Source organism: Pacificoceanicola niger (assembly GCF_048553275.1).
GTDB lineage: Bacteria > Pseudomonadota > Alphaproteobacteria > Rhodobacterales > Rhodobacteraceae > Pacificoceanicola.
In genome coordinates, this window is the sequence record NZ_JBLZMW010000005.1 from 16,348 (window position 1) to 32,499 (window position 16,152).

The window sequence follows — 16,152 nt, forward strand, 5'->3', positions numbered from 1 at the left end:
CGCTCACGCTTGATCGGACACATGGCGCACCGCGTCTGACGGGGTGCGTCCGGACCCACAGAAGGCCTGCCCATGACCTCTGACATTCTCACGCTCCGGCAGCGGGCGCAGGAAGAGGCGATCAGCTTTCCGGCGCTGCTGGCCCGTGCCGAGCAACTGGCGGGCACCGTCCTGCTGGGCGATCATGGCCGTCGCCGGGCCGGGATGGGGGATGATTTCTGGCAATACCGTCCGCTGCGGGCGGGCGACAGCTATCGCCAGATCGACTGGCGGCGCAGCGCGCGGGGCGATGAGCAATTCGTGCGTGAACGGGAATGGCAGATCGCGCAGAGCGTGCAGGTCTGGGTTGATAATGGCGCCTCCATGCGGTTTTCCGGGGACAAGGACACGCCGACCAAGGCGGACCGGGCGCGGCTGATCACGCTGGCCGCCTGCATCCTGCTGCTGCGCGCCGGAGAACGTGTGGGGCTGACCGGCTGGAGCCTGCCGCCGCGCAGCGGTGACGTGCAGATCCTGCGGCTGGCCGAGGTTTTCGCGGGCGACGACCCGGAGGATTACGCCGAACCGGAAGCGCGCGGCATCATTCCGCACTCCAAGGCGCTGTTCGTGTCGGATTTCCTCGGCGATCTGACGGCCGTTGAGAATGCACTGACCAAAGCGGCGGATCGCGGGGTGCGCGGCCTGCTGCTGATGGTGCTGGACCCGAGCGAGGAGAGCTTTCCCTTCGAAGGGCGCACGATTTTCGAGAGCGTCGGCGGCACGCTGGCGCATGAGACGCTCAAGGCCGGGGATCTGCGCGAGCGGTATCTGACGCGGCTGGCCGAGCGCAAGGCACGGCTGAACGATCTGTGCCGCCTGACGGGCTGGCAGTTCAGCGTGCATCACACCAATTCCAGCGCGCAATCCGCGCTGCTGTGGCTCTATCGGGCCATGGATGGGAGTCACGGATGACGATTTTCGGTGCAATCGGCTTTGCCTCGCCCTGGCTTTTGCTGGGCCTGCTGGCATTGCCGATCCTTTGGGTGATCCTGCGGGCGGTGCCGCCCGCGCCGATCCGGCGGCTGTTTCCCGGGGTGGTACTGCTGCTTGGGCTGAAAGATGACGAGCAGGTCAGCGACCGCACGCCGTGGTGGCTTTTGCTGCTGCGGATGCTGGCGGTGGCGGCGGTGATCATCGGCCTTGCCGGGCCGGTGCTGAACCCGGAGACCGATGACCAGGCGGCGGGCAATGGGCCGCTGCTGGTGGTGATGGATGCAAGCTGGGCTTCGGCGGCGGATTGGCGCGCACGGATGACCTCGCTGGACGGGCTGCTGGCCAAGGCGGGGCGCGACGGGCGCACCGTGGCGCTGCTGCGGCTGACCGCGCCGGAGGAGGTGCGCTTTGGCGCGGCGGATGCGATGCGACGGGGCCTGACCGGGGTGACGCCGGAGCCATGGGAGCCGGATGCGGCGCGGCTTGAGGCGGCCTTGGAGGCCCTGCCGGAGGGCGGCTTCGACACATGGTGGATGTCCGACGGGCTTGCCCGCGACGGGCGCGAACCGCTGCTCACAGCGCTGGAGTCGCGGGGGCGGGTGACGGTCTATGAAAGCCCGCGCAGCGTGCTGGCGCTGGAGCCGGCGCGGTTCGAGGATGGCAATCTGAAGATCGTCGCGCATCGCCTGCGCCCCGGCCCGGAGGCCGAGGTGACATTGGTGGGCGAGGGCAAGGACCCGGCGGGCAATGATGCGGTTCTGCTGCGCGCGCCGGTGGTATTTGCCAGTGGCGAGACCCGCGCGGAGACGGCGATTGCCGTGCCGTCGGAGCTGCGCGCGCGGATGACGCGCTTCGAGATCGAGGGCAATCGCAGCGCCGGGGCCGTGAGCCTGCCGGACGACAGCCTGCAACGCCGCGAGGTGGCGCTGATCGCGGGCCGCGAGGACCGCGAGGGGCTGGAGCTGCTCTCGCCGCTGCATTACCTGCAAAAGGCGCTGGTGCCGACCGCGGACCTGCTCGATGGATCGCTGACCGACATTCTGCCCGCGAACCCCGATGTGATCGTGCTGGCCGATGTGGCGACCCTGTCGGAGGCGGAAACCGAGGGTGTCATGGCGTGGTTGGACAAGGGCGGCATGTTGCTGCGCTTTGCCGGGCCACGCCTTGCGGCCAGCGATGTCAGCCGGGCCGAAGAAGATCCGCTGATGCCCGTGCGCCTGCGCGCCGGGGGGCGGACCGTGGGCGGCGCGATGAGCTGGGGCGAGCCGAAGGCGCTGGCGCCCTTCGAGGCGGGCACCCCCTTTGCCGGGCTGAGCGTGCCGGAGGATGTGACCATCAGCAGCCAGGTGATGGCGCAGCCGGACCCGACGCTGGCCGAGCGGGTGATTGCGCAGCTCTCCGATGGCACGCCGCTGGTGACGCGCAAGCGCGTGGGTCAGGGGCAGATCGTGCTGTTCCATGTGACGGCGAATGCGGAATGGTCGAGCCTGCCGCTCTCTGGTCTGTTCGTGCAGATGCTGGAGCGGCTGGCTGTGTCGTCGCTGGCGGAAGCGCCGGAGGCAGGCGAGATGGAGGGCACCGTGTGGCAACCGCTGCGCGTGTTGGATGCCTTTGGCGCGGTGCAGGATGCCGGGACCCTGCCGGGGGTGGCCGGTGCGGCGCTGATCGACGATCCGCTGGGCCCCGATCTGCGTCCCGGAATTTACCAGGGGGAGACCCGCAGTCTGGCCCGGAACGTGACGCCGGTCGATGCCCGGATCGCCCCGGCGGTCTGGCCTGCGGACGTGTCGCTGCGCGGGCTGAGCGCGCCGCGCGAGACGCTGCTGACGGGATGGCTTCTGGCGCTTGCGATTGCGCTGCTTCTGGCCGATGTGGTGGCCTCGCTGGCACTGTCGGGGCGGCTGCGCGGGCCGCGCGCGATCGGCCCGGCCATGGTGCTGCTGGCGCTGATGGGCCTGCCCGACATGGGGCAGGCGCAGGCGGACGCGGAGACGCAGACCGACGATCGGCTTGCAATTCTGGCCAGTTCCGAAGTGGTTTTGGCGCATGTGATCACCGGTGATGCGCGGCTGGACGCCGTGGCGGAGGCGGGGCTGCGCGGGCTGTCGGACACGCTGTTTTTCCGCACCTCCGTGGAACCGGCGCTCCCGATGGGCGTCGATCTGGAGACCGATGAACTGGCGTTCTTTCCGCTGCTCTACTGGCCGATCACCCCGGATCAGCCGACGCCCTCGGATGTCGCCTATGCCAAGCTGAACGAGTATCTGCGCTCCGGCGGGATGATCGTGTTCGATACGCGCGATGCGGATATTGCCGGGTTCGGCTCCAACACGCCGAACGGGCGCAAGCTGCAGGCGCTGGCGCGTCCGCTGGATATTCCGCCGCTGGAACCGGTGCCGGAGGATCACGTGCTGACGCGGGCCTTCTACCTGCTGCAGGATTTTCCGGGGCGTTATGTGGGCCGCGATGTCTGGGTCGAGGCGGCGCCGCCGGATGCGGAGTTGATCGACGGGATGCCGTTCCGCAACCTCAATGACAACGTCACGCCAGTGGTGATCGGCGGCAATGACTGGGCGTCGGCCTGGGCGGTGGATGAGCAGGGGCAGCCGCTGGTGCCGCTTGGCCGGGGCTACAGCGCCGAGCGCCAACGCGAGATTGCCGCGCGGTTCGGCGTGAATCTGGTCATGCATGTGCTGACCGGGAATTACAAAAGCGATCAGGTGCATGTGCCTGCATTGCTGGACAGGCTTGGACAATGACCGGACAGATCGTTTTCGACCCGCTGCTGCCGTGGTGGATTGTCGCCGTGCTGGGCGCGCTGGCGCTTGGTGGAGCGATGCTGGCGCTGTGGCGGGGGCTGACCGGCTGGGCGCTGAGGCTGCTGGCCGGGGTGGTTCTGGTGGCGGCGCTGGCGCAGCCGTCCTGGCAGGTCGAGGACCGCGCGCCGCTGGCCGATATCGTGCTGATCCTCGAAGATCAGAGCGCCTCGCAGCAACTGGCCGAGCGGGCCGGGGTGACGGCGGATGCGGCGGACCGGCTGGAAGCGCAGCTGCTGGCGCGCGCGGGCACCGAGGTGCGGCGCATTCCGGTCGGCGATGGCACCGGCGATGCGGGCACGCAGCTGATGACAGCGCTGAGCGCGGCTTTGGCCGAAGAGCCGCGCGGGCGGATCGCGGGCGTGCTGCTGCTCTCCGACGGGCGGCTGCATGATCTGGAGCGGGCGCCGGATCTGCCCGCGCCGATGCATCTGTTGCTGACCGGACAGGCGGATGACTGGGATCGCCGCCTGATCGTGCAGAACGCGCCGGCCTTCGCCATCCTCGGCGAGGAGGTGGAGCTGACGCTGCGGGTCGAGGATGATGGCGCGGCGCCGGGCGCCGAGGCCACGGAGCTGCAGATTTCGGTCGACGGCGAAGCCCCGCAAAGCTTTACCGTGCCGATCGGCGAGGATCTGAGCCTGCCGATCACCCTGCCCCACGGCGGGCTGAACGTGATCGAGTTCATCGTGCCGGAGGCGGACGGCGAGCTGACCGACCGCAACAACCGTGCCCTGGTGCAGATCAACGGCGTGCGCGACCGGCTGCGGGTACTGCTGGTCTCCGGTGAGCCGCATCCCGGCGGGCGCACATGGCGCAATCTGCTGAAATCGGATTCCTCGGTGGATCTGGTCCACTTCACCATCCTGCGACCGCCCGAAAAGCAGGACGGCGTGCCGGTGAACGAGCTGTCGCTCATCGCCTTTCCGACCCGCGAGCTGTTCCTTGAGAAGATCGACGATTTCGACCTGATCATCTTTGACCGCTACAAGCGGCGCGGCATTCTGCCGTCGATCTACCTCGACAACATTCGCAACTATGTCGAGAACGGCGGGGCGGTTCTGGTGGCGGCGGGGCCGGATTTCGCATCGGCGGATTCGATCTATCGCTCGCCGCTGGCCGAGATCCTGCCCGCCGAACCGACCGCGCGCGTTGTCGAGCAAGGCTATCGCCCGGCGGTCACGGACCTTGGTCACAAGCATCCGGTGACGGCGGGCCTGCTTGGGGCCGACACCTGGGGCCGCTGGATGCGCCAGATCGAGGTCACGCCGGAGCGCGGCGATGTGGTGATGTCGGGCGTGGACGATCGTCCGCTGCTGATCCTCGACCGGGTTGGCGAAGGGCGCGTGGCGCTGCTCGCCTCGGACCATGCATGGCTTTGGTCGCGCGGATTCGAGGGGGGCGGGCCGCAGCTCGAACTGCTGCGCAGGCTGGCCCACTGGATGATGAAAGAGCCGGAACTGGAAGAAGAGGCGCTGTGGGCGGAGGCCACCGGCCAGACGATGCGGATCATTCGCCGCTCGCTTGGGGATACGGTGGGGGCGGTGACCATCACACGGCCGGATGGCGAAACCGAAGAGGTGCCGCTCGAAGAGATCAGCCCGGGCCGGTTCGAAGCGCTTTATGAAGGGCCGGATATAGGGCTTTACCGGCTGGAAGAGGGCGAACAGAGTGCCGTCATCGGCCTTGGCCCCGCCGCGCCGCGCGAGTTCGAACAGACGATTGCCAGCGCGGATTTGCTGGAACCGATGATCACAGGGCTGCGCGGCGGTACGCCCCGGCTCGAAGACGGCGTGCCGGGTATCCGCACGGTGCGCTCCGGTCGGCCCGCTGCCGGTCGCGGCTGGATCGGGATCACGCCGCGCGACGCCTTCGAAACGCTGGACGTGCGCCAATCGCCGTTGCTTCCGGCATGGCTGGTTCTGCTTCTTGCCTCCGCGTTGATCGTCGGCGCGTGGCTGCGCGAGGGGCGTAACTGACGGCAAGCCGGACGGGGCGCGACCGCGCGTTGGTCTGCGGCCCTGGCGATCGCGTCAGCCGCGCAGCAGGGCGGGCAGCATCTCTGCCAGCAGGTCCCAGACGATCCGCACGCGCGGGCTCGTCCGCAATTCACGGTGGGCGACCAGCCAGACCGGATAGTCGAGGGTGAGATCCGGCAGGACGCGCAGGATGTCCGGTTGCGCCGCAGCCAGCGTGACCGGACCGACGCCGATGCCAAGACCGGCGCGCATCATCTCCCAATGCACCGGATGGGTGGAGCCGGTGACGGAGAAGTTCTCTTCGGTGACGGGAATGTCCCGGGCGTTGAGCGCGGTGATGTAATTGGCGTTTTCGTCGAAGCCGATGAGGCGGGCCAGGGTCAGGTCGGCGGGTTTGCGGAGCGGCGGCAGGCTGGCGACATAGGCCGGCGTGGCAAAGAACCCGGCGCAGTCTTCCGCCACCCGCTTGCCGATCAGATCGGGTTGGTCGGGGCGGGCGTTGCGGATGGCGATGTCGGCCTCGCGGCGTTTGAGATCGCGGATGGCGTTGGAGGCGACGACCTCCACGCGGATGCCGGGCGCGACCTCCCGCAGCCGGGTCAGGACCCGGGGCAGCAGCCACATGGAGTAGATTTCAGAGGCGGTGATGGCGACATGGCCTTCGACTTCCTGCGCCTGTCCCGAGGCAGCAAGGGAGACGGCGGCGGCGGCCTCGCCCATTGCGCGGACGTGATCCATCAGCTGCGTGCCGGATTTCGTCAGGACCAGCCCGCGCCCGACGCGCTCGAAGAGCAGAACGCCGAGTTCCTCTTCGAGGGCGGTGACCTGACGGCCCAGCGTCGGCTGGGTCATGCCAAGCGCCCGCGCCGCCGCCGAGAGCGAGCCCTCCTCGGCGGTGACAAGAAACGCGCGGGCGCGGTTCCAATCGAAGGTGACAGAACGCCAATCCATACGTCATTGCATGGATACCAACCGGATTTTGTCAATCCCTTCGGCATGGCGCATAGTGTATCGCGCCGTAACGCTTGGCCCCCGTCTCTGAAAGGATACAGTATGAAAGCCGCCACACAGGACCGCTTCGGTCCGCCCGAGGTCGTCACCATCCGCGATCGCCCGACCCCGGTTCCGGAGCCGAAGGCGGTGCTGATCCGTGTGGGCGCGGCGGCGGTGACCACGGCGGACTGGCGCATTCGCGCGGCGGCGTTTCCGGGTATCACCTGGTTGCCGGGTCGCATCATGTTCGGCCTGCGCCGCCCCAAGGTGCCGGTGCTGGGCGTGACCATGGCGGGAACCGTGGTGGCAACCGGGGAGGGCGTGACGCGGTTCCAGGTTGGTGAGCGGGTGTTTGGCTTTGTCGGGCAAGGCGGCCATGCGGAGTATATCGCGGTGAAGGAAGACGCGGCGATCATCGCAACGCCGGAGGCGCTGTCGGATGTGGAGGCCACCGCCCTGCCCTTTGGCGGCGCGTCGGCGCTGGTCTTCCTGCGCGATGTGGCCAAGCTGACGGCGGGGCAGCATGTGTTGATCGTCGGGGCGTCGGGCGCGGTTGGCTCCTACGCGGTTCAGATCGCCAGGATTCTGGGGGCGGAGGTGACGGCGGTTGCCGGACCGGGGCGGGCAGACATGCTCACGGCATTGGGGGCACATCACGTCGTGGATTATCGCCGGGAAGACCCCGCCTCCCTGCGCAGTCAGTATGATGTGGTGTTCGACACCATCGGCGCGACCCGCTGGAGCACGATGCGGCACAGGCTGAAACCCGGCGGCGTTTTCGTACCGCTGAATATGGGTGGGCGCGAGCTGTGGGATATGATCCACGCCAAGGTGACAGGAGGGCCGCGCGTGGCGCTGTCGGTCAGCGGCGACACGGCGGAGGATCTGGAGCAATTGGTTCGCTGGATCGCCGAAGGCACGCTGCGGCCCGTGGTCGACAGCGTGTTTCCCCTCGCGCGCATCGTGGACGCCTATGAGCAGGTCGAAACCCGGCACAGCGCGGGCACCGTGGTTGTCAGCATCGAGCCCGCGGCAGAGGCGACGCAGACCGTCTGACAGAGACGAAAAAGGCCCCGGGGGATGCCCCGGGGCCTGATGGCTTACCTGACAGGGAGAGGGGGTCAGTTCACCGTGTCGGCGTTCACCACGTCTTTTTCGATGGCGCGGGTCGGCTTGGCGATTTCGATCTGGCGCGGTTTCAGCGCCTCGGGGATCTCGCGCTGCAGCTCGATGTGCAGCATGCCGTCCTCATGGGTTGCCCCCTTGACGCGGACGTGATCGGCGAGGTGGAAGCGGCGCTCGAAGGCACGGGTGGCGATGCCACGGTGCAGATAGGTGCGCTCGCCCTCGTCCTCGGCCTTACGGGCAGAGACGACAAGAGCCTGCTCCTTGACCTCGACCGAAAGGTCGCGATCGGAGAAGCCGGCCACGGCGATGGAGATGCGATAGGCATCATCGGCGGTCTTCTCGATGTTGTACGGCGGATAAGTCTGTTGGCTGACGTCGTTGGCCAGGACGCGGTCCATCATGTCCGCGATCTGATCAAAGCCGACGGTTGCACGGTAAAGCGGTGCAAGATCGAAGTGTCGCATGGGAATCCTCCATTTGAGCGATACCAATATGTGCGGCGCCTTCCCATCCGGGACAGGCGTCTGATTGTACCGGGACCTGCTTGGCAGCGCCCCGGTGATCATGAGGTAAGACCGGCCCCGGAGGGTTTCAAGCCCTCAGGGTCTGACGAATTTCGCCCCCGAGTCAGAGCGCTCTCCAATGCCGATCACCCGCGCACCGGGGCCGGGTTCGGTCCGCGCTGCGCCATCCGCAAACTGAGCCTTGAGGGCGCTCACCTGTGCCGTGAGGCCGGGACCATAGGCCACGTCCGCATTGCCCCCGGAGATGATCGACAGGATGCGCAACCGGCCGTTCTCCCGGATGAAGACCGGTGCACCGGAGCTGCCGAAGGTCACAGAGCAGTCGAAGCCGAGGATGCCCTCGACGAAGCGGCCAACAAGGGCGCAGCGGGCCTCGCGCGAGAGCACCTCGGCCCGTCCCCTGCCGTAGGACACCACGCTGACTGCGCTGCCCTCGGGCGGTGTGGTGGCGAGGGTGAAGGGCCGGGCCTCGGCGGCGAATATCTCTGTGTCGAGACGCAGAAGCGCCACATCGTTTGCGATCATGGTGGCGTCGAGTTGCCCATCGCCCGTATCGGTATAGCCCGCGCCCACCCGGTATTCGGTGATGCCACGCTCGGCAATGGCCTGCCCGTTCTGATAGCCCGCGCGGAAGCGCAGATTGGCCGCCGCCACGGGCCGCCCCGCCACATCGTGCACGCAATGAGCGGCGGTCAAAACAAAGTCCCGTGCGATCAGCGTGGCGGTGCAGAAACCGCGCCCCGTTTCGAGCCGCCCCACGGCCTCCCAGCCCAGAACCGCGCCCCGGCTGCCCATAACGTCCAGTTCGGTGCGGGTCTGGGCGGCAAGGGGGGCCGCGAGACTGGCGAACAGAACGAGGAGCGCGGGACGGATCATGGCCGGATGAACTTGGCCCCTGTCGCGTCGTTCCGGGTCCCGGCGGTTTGCCGGATCAGGCCGCGCGGCAGCCCCGCGCCATCGGCCACCAACGCGCGCAGCACGGAGAGGGGCGAGTCGAGCGAAACCGCCAGCGAGACCGCCTCGCCCGTCCCTTCGTCCCGCGCCTTGGCCGACACCACGGAGACCACGCGCGGCGTGCCATCTTCGCCGAAACTGAAGACCGGCGAGCCGGAGGCGCCGAACTCCACCGCACAGGAGAGGACGAGAATGCCATCCTGCCGCGACAGCACGGAGCACAGCTCCTGCAGGCTGGGTGCTTCGGAGCGGTTGTACGCATAGGAGACAACGCCGACCTCCGCGCCCTTGTCCGGGCGGGATTGTGTCAGGAAAGGTTCGATTGTGGTGTTGCGGATCGGATGCTGCAATTCGAGAAGCGCGAGATCCTTGCGAACCCGCGCTGTGTCCGCCGGGCTGCTGAAGTCGTAGTCCGGCAGATGGACCGCCTGCCGCACCCGGCGATAGGCGGCGGCGCGGCCATTGCGCCATCCGGCGAGAAACTGGATGTCATCGGTCGGTACACGGACGCCTGTGACCGGATCGAACAGGCAATGCGCCGCCGTCAGAACCAGGTCCGGCGCAATGAGCGCACCCGTGCAAAAGGCATCCCCGGCAATTTCGAGCCGCCCCACGGCCTCCCACTTTCTGTCATCGTTCTGACTGCCGAGGGAAAAGAAACCCTCGGCGTGCAACGCCGTACCCCAGAAAAGGGCGAGACAAATCAGAAAATGACGCACGACCGCAGCCTACTTGTTATTGCTCTTGAGCAATTAGACACAGGCTGCGGCGAAATTAGGGCGACCATGCCGACAATCCGGTTTTTGTTCGTCGCTGTGGCGCCGTGGTCAGCCTTCACCAAGGGCGCGCGGCTTCGGCCCGCCCGTCGCCCAATCCAGCAGCTCGACGGTGTGCACGATGGGCACCTCGGTGCCGGACCCGATCTGCATCATGCAGCCGATGTTCCCGGCGGCGATGATGTCGGGCTTTTTGGCTTCCAGCGTCTGGACCTTGCGGGTCTTGAGCTGCGTGGAAATCTCCGGCTGCAACAGGTTGTAGGTGCCCGCAGAGCCACAGCACAGGTGGCTGTCCGCCGGTTCGACCACCTCGAAACCGGCTTTGCGGAGCAGGTCCTTGGGGTGCGTCTTGATCTTCTGGCCATGCTGGAGCGAGCAGGCGGCGTGATAGGCCACGCGCAGGCCCCTGGCCGCGCCTTCGGGGATCTCCAGCATGGTCAGCACTTCAGAGATGTCCTTGGCCAACCCGGCGATCCTGGCCGCATCCGACGCCTGCGCCGTACCTTCGAACATATGGCCGTAGTCCTTCACCGTGGTGCCACAGCCGGAGGTGTTGATGACGATGGCATCGAGGCCATCCCCGTCGATTTCCGCCTTCCAGGCCTTGATATTGGTGGCGGCGGAGGCGTGGCTGAGGTCTTCCTTGCCCATGTGGTGGGTCAGCGCCCCGCAGCAGCCCGCGCCCTTGGCCACGACGACCTCCACACCCAGCCGGGTCAGCAGGCGGATGGTGGCGTCATTGATATCGGTGTTCAGCGCCTTTTGCGCACAGCCGGTCATCAGCGCCACGCGCATCCGTTTCGGCGCCTTGGGCGCGAAGCTTTGCGGGTCGTCGTTGCGGCTGACCGGGGGGATGGACTTCGGCGCCATTTCCAGCATCGCCCGGAGGCGCGGGTCCGGCATGAACCGGGCAAAGGGCCGGCCAATCTTTGCCCCCAGAAGTGCCAGCCGGAACCGCCCCGGATAGGGAATGATCCGCGCCAGAATCCAGCGCAGGGCGCGATCCGACCACGGCCGGTCGTAGTGTTTTTCTATATAGGCGCGGGCATGATCGACAAGGTGCATATAATGCACACCCGAGGGGCATGTGGTCATACAGGCAAGGCAGGACAGGCAGCGGTCGATGTGCCGGACGGTTTTCTCATCCGGGATACGCTCGTTCTCCAGCATGTCCTTGATCAGGTAGATGCGCCCGCGCGGGCTGTCGAGCTCATCACCCAGAACCTGATAGGTCGGGCAGGTCGCGGTGCAAAAGCCGCAGTGCACACAGGTCCGCAGGATCTGGTTGGCGCGGGCGGTTCCGGCATCCTCAAGCTGGGCGTCGGTGAAATTCGTTTGCATGCGTCAGACCATCAGTCGGGCCGTGGCCAATCCGAACCACGGCAGGGTTGTTGTCAAAAGCGCGATCGTGGTGACCCAGCGGCGCGCGCGGAGGCCCGTGAGGCGGCGCAGGAAGGCATGACCGGTCATCGCCACCGCCAGCACCCAGGCCAGCCACAGCAGGATCAGCGACGACAGCATCCGCATCGGCCCGAGGCTCTGCAGCATCAGGGCCAGCGTCACGCAGAAGATCGCCGCCAGACCAAGGCCGATCAGCACGGAAAGGCGGGTGGGCAGCCGCAACAGCAGCGCGCAAAGCAGTGGTCCGGCCCCGAAGATGAGCACGAAGGCGAGAAAGGTCATGCTGGCCATCAGCTCATCAGCCCCGGATTGAGAATGCCCCGGGGGTCGAACTTCTGCCGGACCCCGCGGGTCAGCGCCGCCACAGGCGCGGGTTCGGGATGGAACCGCGCGAGACGCTGGCGGGTGTCCGCGGAGGCCCGGATCAGGGTTGCATGGCCTTTGAAACCCGAAGGCCGAATGTCGTCACCCGGCTCGGTCTCGACCCAGATCAACCCGCCACCCCAGTCATAAAGCACGCGCTTCACCGCGCCGCGCTGGCGCAGGGCATCGACAAAGGCGGGCGCATCGGAAGGCTTGACCGAAACGCGCCAGACGTCGCCGCCGCTGCCGTGCATCGCTTCCACGTCGCGTACCCGGTGCCAGCCAGCCGCCACCTGCTCCGAATCGGATTCGACCGTTACGTCCTGTCCGCCGAACATCGCCTGCAGCTTACCCGCGCGATAGGCCACCGAGCCTTCGAACCCCTCGATCCGGATCATCGTCACCGGGTTCCCATCCATACCGGCAGGCATATGAGCCGCGCCGGTCACGTCGAACGGCGAGCCAAGCGCCCGCGCCATCGCAGTCACCGCATCCGCGTCACCCAGTCCCTTGACGCGCACACAGGCTGCCGCCTCCGGCTTCGGCAGCACCTTGAGGCTGACCTCCGTCAGAACGCCGAGCGTACCATGGCTGCCCGCCATCAGCTTCACGAGATCGTAGCCGGTGACGTTCTTCATCACCCGCCCGCCATTCTTGACCACCCGCCCCAGACCATCGACGAACCGCACACCGAGCAGGAAATCCCGCGCCGCGCCCGCCTGGATGCGCCGTGGCCCGCTGATGTTGGCCGCGATCACCCCGCCGATCGTCGGTACGCCGGTGCTGCCAAGCAATCCACGGTGATCCATCGGCTCGAACGCCAGCCGCTGGCCTTCCGCCTCAAGCGCCGCCTCGATCTCCGCGAGGGGTGTACCGGCCTGCGCCACCAGTGTCAGCGATCCGGGGTCGTAGAGGGGTATCCCCGACAGCCCGCCGGTCTCCAGCAAGGTCCCCAGCGCATCAAAGCCGCGCGTGCCACCGCCGCGAATGGAGAGTGGGCCATCCGCCCTGGCGATCATCTCGGCCACTGCCGCTTCGCTTGTCGGTCTCATGTGTTTCTTCTCTGTCCAAATATCCTGGGGGAGTCGCCGCAGGCGGCGGGGGCAAAGCCCCCCTTCATTCCGCCGCCAAACGCACCGTGCGCCGCGCTTCGGAGGCGGCCAGCGGGAACACCTTCGCCGGATTCAGCAGCCATGCGGGATCAAACACGTCCTTGACCGCCATCTGCGCTTCGAGATCGGCGGGATCGTATTGGTCGACCATCAGGTCGCGTTTCTCGATGCCGACGCCGTGCTCTCCGGTCAGGCAGCCACCGACCTCGACGCAGAGCTTGAGGATCTCCGCCCCGAACCGCTCGCACAGCTCAAGCTGCCCCGGTTCGTTGGCATTGAACAGGATCAGCGGATGCATGTTGCCATCCCCGGCGTGGAACACGTTGGCCACGTCCAGTCCGAATTCCGTCGACATCTCGCCGATCCGTTTGAGCACATAGGGCAGCTCCGACACCGGGATCGTGCCGTCCAGGCACATGTAGTCGTTGATACTGCCCATCGCGCCGAAGGCCGATTTCCGGCCAAGCCAGATACGGGCCGCCTCGTCCGCCGATTTTGCCTCGCGCAGCTCCACCGGGTTGTGCCGCCGCGCGATCGCGGTGATCTTTTCAAGCTGTTCGGCGATTTCCGCCTCGGAGCCTTCAACCTCGACGATCAACAGCGCCTCGCATTGCGGGTAGCCCGCGCCGGAGAAGTCGTCCGTGGCGCGGATACAGGGCGCATCCATGAATTCGATGGCCACAGGCAGCACGCCCGCCTTGATGATGTCGGAAACGCAGGCTCCGGCGACTTCGTTCGAGTCATAGCCGATCAGCACCGGCCGCGCGCCTTCGGGCTTGTGCAGGATGCGCAGCGTGGCTTCGGTCACAACGCCAAGTTGCCCTTCGGAGCCGCAGACCACGCCAAGCAGATCCAGTCCCCCGGCGTCCAGATACGCGCCGCCCAGCTCGACCACCGTGCCATCCATCAGCACCATGGTTACGCCAAGCAGGTTGTTGGTGGTCACGCCATATTTCAGGCAATGCGCCCCGCCGGAGTTCATGGCGATGTTCCCGGCAATGGCACAGGCCAGTTGCGACGACGGGTCCGGCGCGTAGAAAAAGTCGTTTTCCTCGACCGCGCCGGTGACAGACAGGTTCGTGCGCCCGGTCTGCACCCGAATAAAGCGATTGTCGTAATCGGTTTCCAGCACCGCGTTCATCCGCGCCACACCGAGGATGACGCAGTCGGCGGTGGGCAGGGCACCGCCTGCAAGCGATGTGCCGGAGCCGCGCGGCACCACCGGGACGCCTTCCTCGGAGCAGATGCGCAGCACGTCCGAGACCTCCTGCGTAGTGGCGGGCAGCACGGCGGCGAGCGGCGGGCAGCGATAGGCGGTGAGCGCGTCGCATTCATAGGCACGGGTTTCGGCGGGATCGTCGATCACCGCACCCTCGGGCAACACGCTTTTCAGCCGCGCAACGATGCGGGGTTTACGGGCGATGATCCCGGCGTCGGGCTCTGGCATCTGCATGGCGGCCTCCTCCAAGGCTTCCCGGAAACCGGGCAATTGGTCAGTTTATATAACCAAAACCGCAGATTTGCGAGTCACAAAACGCCACAGGCGCAGCGACTCTTGCGCTTGGCTTCCGTTCAAGGTCATTTGCCCCCATGGCATGGGTCAAAATCATACACATTCTTTGCGTCATGGGGTGGATGACCTCCATCTTCGCCGTGCCGCGGGCACTCATCTACTGGAAGCGCGATTTTCAGAAGGCCGGCGCGCAAGGGCCCTTGGGCGATCTGACATGGCGGCTTTATCGGTTTTCCTTCGGGCTGGGCGTGATCGCCATCGCCACTGGGCTTTGGTACGCGCATTGGCTTGGCTGGCCCGCCTGGGTGCATCTCAAGGCGGCCCTCGTGGTGCTGCTGGCGCTGCATTATCTGTGGACCGGCAGGCTGGTGAAGCGCGCGCAGAAGGGCATTTTCACCGAATCCGACACCTACCTGCGCATCTTCAACGAAGTCAGCGTCTTTGGCACCATCGCGGTTCTCTGGGTCGTGGTGGTCCAGCCGTTCTGACATGGATGTTCTGGCCCGCCTTTCGCTGTTCTCTCCGCCGGATTACATTGCTGTCGCGATGCTCTTGCTGCTTTGGGTCGGATCGACCCGGCTGATCGAGCATTCGCCAAAATCGCGCCCGTCCACCTCCAGCCTGATGGCCGCCTATCGCCGCGAATGGATGGTGCAATTCGTCACCCGCCAGCCGCGCATCTTCGATTCTCAGATCGTCGGACAGTTGCGGCAGGGCACGGCCTTCTTTGCCTCCGGTTCGATGATCGCCATCGGCGGTGGGCTGGCGCTTCTGGGGAACACCGAGCGGTTGCGCGGTCTGGCGCAGGATCTGACCCAGCAGTCCGATCCCATGGTGGTCTGGGAGATCAAGGTGTTCGTGATGCTGGCGTTTGCGGTGAATGCCTTTCTCAAGTTCGTCTGGTCGCACCGGTTGTTCGGCTACTGCGCGGTGCTGATGGCCTCCGTCCCGAACGAGACGGAGGACCCCAGCGCCCTGCCCCGCGCCGCCAAGGCGGGCGAGATCAACATTCTCGCGGCGCGTGGCTACAATCGCGGGCTGCGCTCGGTCTATTTCGGCATCGCCGCCACGGCGTGGCTGGCCGGACCCTGGGCGTTGATGATCGCGACGCTGTTCACCGCGGCGGTGATCCTCCGCCGCGAATTCGCCTCGCAGTCGCGCGAGGTTCTGCTGGCGCAGGGCGATCGCACGCAGTCGTGACCGGCACTCCGGGCGAACTCGGTTAGGCTGCCGCGCATGAGACGCTTTGTTTTCGCCCTGATCGCCAGTCTGCCGGCGACCTCCGCCCTGGCCGATCCGCCGCAGATCCAGGCCGTTCAGGCAACGCGCAGCGGTTCGGGCTATACCCTCTCGGTGACGCTGGCCCATCCGGACACCGGCTGGGATCATTACGCGGATGGCTGGCGGGTGGAGCGTGAGGACGGCACGGTGCTTGGCACCCGCGTTCTGGCGCATCCGCATGTGGAAGAGCAGCCGTTTACGCGCGCTTTGGGCAATGTCGCGGTGCCAGAGGGCACGACGGTCGTGTTTGTGCGGGCGCGGTGCCTTGTGGACGGGTGGCGCGATGATCGCGTGGCGGTCGACCTGCGCTGAGGCGGCGGCTTGGCGCGCGGCTTGTCTC

The 16,152-nt window shown here is 66.8% G+C and carries 15 protein-coding genes; 7 read left to right on the forward strand and 8 right to left on the reverse strand.

The window, feature by feature from the left end; translation table 11 throughout:
- Positions 1 to 72 precede the first annotated feature (72 nt).
- The 3 genes from ACN2XU_RS08595 to ACN2XU_RS08605 are packed head-to-tail and all read left to right on the forward strand — an operon-like array spanning position 73 to position 5,767.
- Positions 73 to 951, forward strand: coding sequence for a DUF58 domain-containing protein (locus ACN2XU_RS08595; RefSeq protein ID WP_419410016.1), 879 nt, complete (start codon positions 73 to 75; stop codon positions 949 to 951).
- Positions 948 to 3,731, forward strand: a complete 2,784-nt coding sequence (locus ACN2XU_RS08600; RefSeq protein ID WP_419410017.1) for a DUF4159 domain-containing protein — start codon at positions 948 to 950, stop codon at positions 3,729 to 3,731. The genes ACN2XU_RS08595 and ACN2XU_RS08600 overlap by 4 nt, the downstream gene beginning before the upstream one ends.
- Entirely contained in the window at positions 3,728 to 5,767 is a 2,040-nt protein-coding gene (locus tag ACN2XU_RS08605) for a glutamine amidotransferase (protein ID WP_419410018.1), read from the forward strand. Before ACN2XU_RS08600 ends, ACN2XU_RS08605 begins: the two co-directional genes overlap by 4 nt.
- Positions 5,768 to 5,821: 54 nt before the next feature.
- Here ACN2XU_RS08605 and ACN2XU_RS08610 read toward each other — a convergent pair whose 3' ends face one another.
- The gene (locus ACN2XU_RS08610) at positions 5,822 to 6,718 is read right to left on the reverse strand and encodes a LysR family transcriptional regulator (RefSeq protein WP_419410019.1); all 897 of its coding nucleotides are present in this window, start codon (positions 6,716 to 6,718) and stop codon (positions 5,822 to 5,824) included.
- A 102-nt stretch (positions 6,719 to 6,820) separates the two neighbouring features.
- Between ACN2XU_RS08610 and ACN2XU_RS08615 the strand changes: the two genes are divergently transcribed.
- Positions 6,821 to 7,816 carry an NAD(P)-dependent alcohol dehydrogenase gene (locus ACN2XU_RS08615; RefSeq protein WP_419410020.1) on the forward strand — a complete coding sequence of 332 codons (996 nt, stop codon included), beginning with the start codon at positions 6,821 to 6,823 and terminating at the stop codon, positions 7,814 to 7,816.
- A 65-nt stretch (positions 7,817 to 7,881) separates the two neighbouring features.
- Here the strand turns inward: ACN2XU_RS08615 and ACN2XU_RS08620 are convergent, their stop codons facing one another.
- From ACN2XU_RS08620 to ACN2XU_RS08650, 7 genes are all read right to left on the reverse strand, one after another.
- Positions 7,882 to 8,352: an Hsp20 family protein gene (locus ACN2XU_RS08620; RefSeq protein WP_419410021.1), complete on the reverse strand. Its 471-nt coding sequence runs from the start codon at positions 8,350 to 8,352 to the stop codon at positions 7,882 to 7,884.
- A 135-nt stretch (positions 8,353 to 8,487) separates the two neighbouring features.
- On the reverse strand, positions 8,488 to 9,288 hold the full coding sequence (locus ACN2XU_RS08625; RefSeq protein WP_419410022.1) for a trypsin-like serine peptidase: 801 nt from the start codon (positions 9,286 to 9,288) through the stop codon (positions 8,488 to 8,490).
- The gene (locus tag ACN2XU_RS08630) at positions 9,285 to 10,085 is read right to left on the reverse strand and encodes a trypsin-like serine peptidase (protein WP_419410023.1); all 801 of its coding nucleotides are present in this window, start codon (positions 10,083 to 10,085) and stop codon (positions 9,285 to 9,287) included. The genes ACN2XU_RS08625 and ACN2XU_RS08630 overlap by 4 nt, the downstream gene beginning before the upstream one ends.
- Before the next feature lie 108 nt (positions 10,086 to 10,193).
- Entirely contained in the window at positions 10,194 to 11,483 is a 1,290-nt protein-coding gene (glcF, locus tag ACN2XU_RS08635) for a glycolate oxidase subunit GlcF (protein WP_419410024.1), read from the reverse strand.
- Between the two features lie 3 nt (positions 11,484 to 11,486).
- The gene (locus tag ACN2XU_RS08640) at positions 11,487 to 11,834 is read right to left on the reverse strand and encodes a hypothetical protein (RefSeq protein WP_419410025.1); all 348 of its coding nucleotides are present in this window, start codon (positions 11,832 to 11,834) and stop codon (positions 11,487 to 11,489) included.
- Entirely contained in the window at positions 11,834 to 12,958 is a 1,125-nt protein-coding gene (locus ACN2XU_RS08645) for an FAD-binding protein (RefSeq protein ID WP_419410026.1), read from the reverse strand. Before ACN2XU_RS08645 ends, ACN2XU_RS08640 begins: the two co-directional genes overlap by 1 nt.
- 64 nt (positions 12,959 to 13,022) lie before the next feature.
- The gene (locus tag ACN2XU_RS08650) at positions 13,023 to 14,471 is read right to left on the reverse strand and encodes an FAD-linked oxidase C-terminal domain-containing protein (RefSeq protein WP_419410027.1); all 1,449 of its coding nucleotides are present in this window, start codon (positions 14,469 to 14,471) and stop codon (positions 13,023 to 13,025) included.
- 137 nt (positions 14,472 to 14,608) lie between these two features.
- Here ACN2XU_RS08650 and ACN2XU_RS08655 point away from each other — a divergent pair, with 137 nt between their 5' ends.
- Genes ACN2XU_RS08655 through ACN2XU_RS08665 form a run of 3 tightly spaced genes read left to right on the forward strand, consistent with a single transcriptional unit; the run spans position 14,609 to position 16,124 of the window.
- On the forward strand, positions 14,609 to 15,019 hold the full coding sequence (locus ACN2XU_RS08655) for a CopD family protein (protein WP_419410028.1): 411 nt from the start codon (positions 14,609 to 14,611) through the stop codon (positions 15,017 to 15,019).
- Position 15,020: 1 nt separating this feature from the next.
- Entirely contained in the window at positions 15,021 to 15,731 is a 711-nt protein-coding gene (locus ACN2XU_RS08660) for a DUF599 domain-containing protein (RefSeq protein ID WP_419410029.1), read from the forward strand.
- A 36-nt stretch (positions 15,732 to 15,767) separates the two neighbouring features.
- Positions 15,768 to 16,124, forward strand: coding sequence for a hypothetical protein (locus tag ACN2XU_RS08665; protein ID WP_419410030.1), 357 nt, complete (start codon positions 15,768 to 15,770; stop codon positions 16,122 to 16,124).
- The last annotated feature ends 28 nt before the right edge of the window (positions 16,125 to 16,152 follow it).

Excerpts from the sequence above, each read along its gene's own strand:
- ACN2XU_RS08595 (WP_419410016.1), top strand. The coding sequence starts at position 73 with ATGACCTCTGACATTCTCACGCTCCGGCAGCGGGCGCAGGAAGAGGCG.
- ACN2XU_RS08600 (WP_419410017.1), top strand. The coding sequence starts at position 948 with ATGACGATTTTCGGTGCAATCGGCTTTGCCTCGCCCTGGCTTTTGCTG.
- ACN2XU_RS08605 (WP_419410018.1), top strand. The coding sequence starts at position 3,728 with ATGACCGGACAGATCGTTTTCGACCCGCTGCTGCCGTGGTGGATTGTC.
- ACN2XU_RS08610 (WP_419410019.1), bottom strand. The coding sequence starts at position 6,718 with ATGGATTGGCGTTCTGTCACCTTCGATTGGAACCGCGCCCGCGCGTTT.
- ACN2XU_RS08615 (WP_419410020.1), top strand. The coding sequence starts at position 6,821 with ATGAAAGCCGCCACACAGGACCGCTTCGGTCCGCCCGAGGTCGTCACC.
- ACN2XU_RS08620 (WP_419410021.1), bottom strand. The coding sequence starts at position 8,352 with ATGCGACACTTCGATCTTGCACCGCTTTACCGTGCAACCGTCGGCTTT.
- ACN2XU_RS08625 (WP_419410022.1), bottom strand. The coding sequence starts at position 9,288 with ATGATCCGTCCCGCGCTCCTCGTTCTGTTCGCCAGTCTCGCGGCCCCC.
- glcF (WP_419410024.1), bottom strand. The coding sequence starts at position 11,483 with ATGCAAACGAATTTCACCGACGCCCAGCTTGAGGATGCCGGAACCGCC.
- ACN2XU_RS08640 (WP_419410025.1), bottom strand. The coding sequence starts at position 11,834 with ATGGCCAGCATGACCTTTCTCGCCTTCGTGCTCATCTTCGGGGCCGGA.
- ACN2XU_RS08645 (WP_419410026.1), bottom strand. The coding sequence starts at position 12,958 with ATGAGACCGACAAGCGAAGCGGCAGTGGCCGAGATGATCGCCAGGGCG.
- ACN2XU_RS08650 (WP_419410027.1), bottom strand. The coding sequence starts at position 14,471 with ATGCAGATGCCAGAGCCCGACGCCGGGATCATCGCCCGTAAACCCCGC.
- ACN2XU_RS08655 (WP_419410028.1), top strand. The coding sequence starts at position 14,609 with ATGGCATGGGTCAAAATCATACACATTCTTTGCGTCATGGGGTGGATG.
- ACN2XU_RS08660 (WP_419410029.1), top strand. The coding sequence starts at position 15,021 with ATGGATGTTCTGGCCCGCCTTTCGCTGTTCTCTCCGCCGGATTACATT.
- ACN2XU_RS08665 (WP_419410030.1), top strand. The coding sequence starts at position 15,768 with ATGAGACGCTTTGTTTTCGCCCTGATCGCCAGTCTGCCGGCGACCTCC.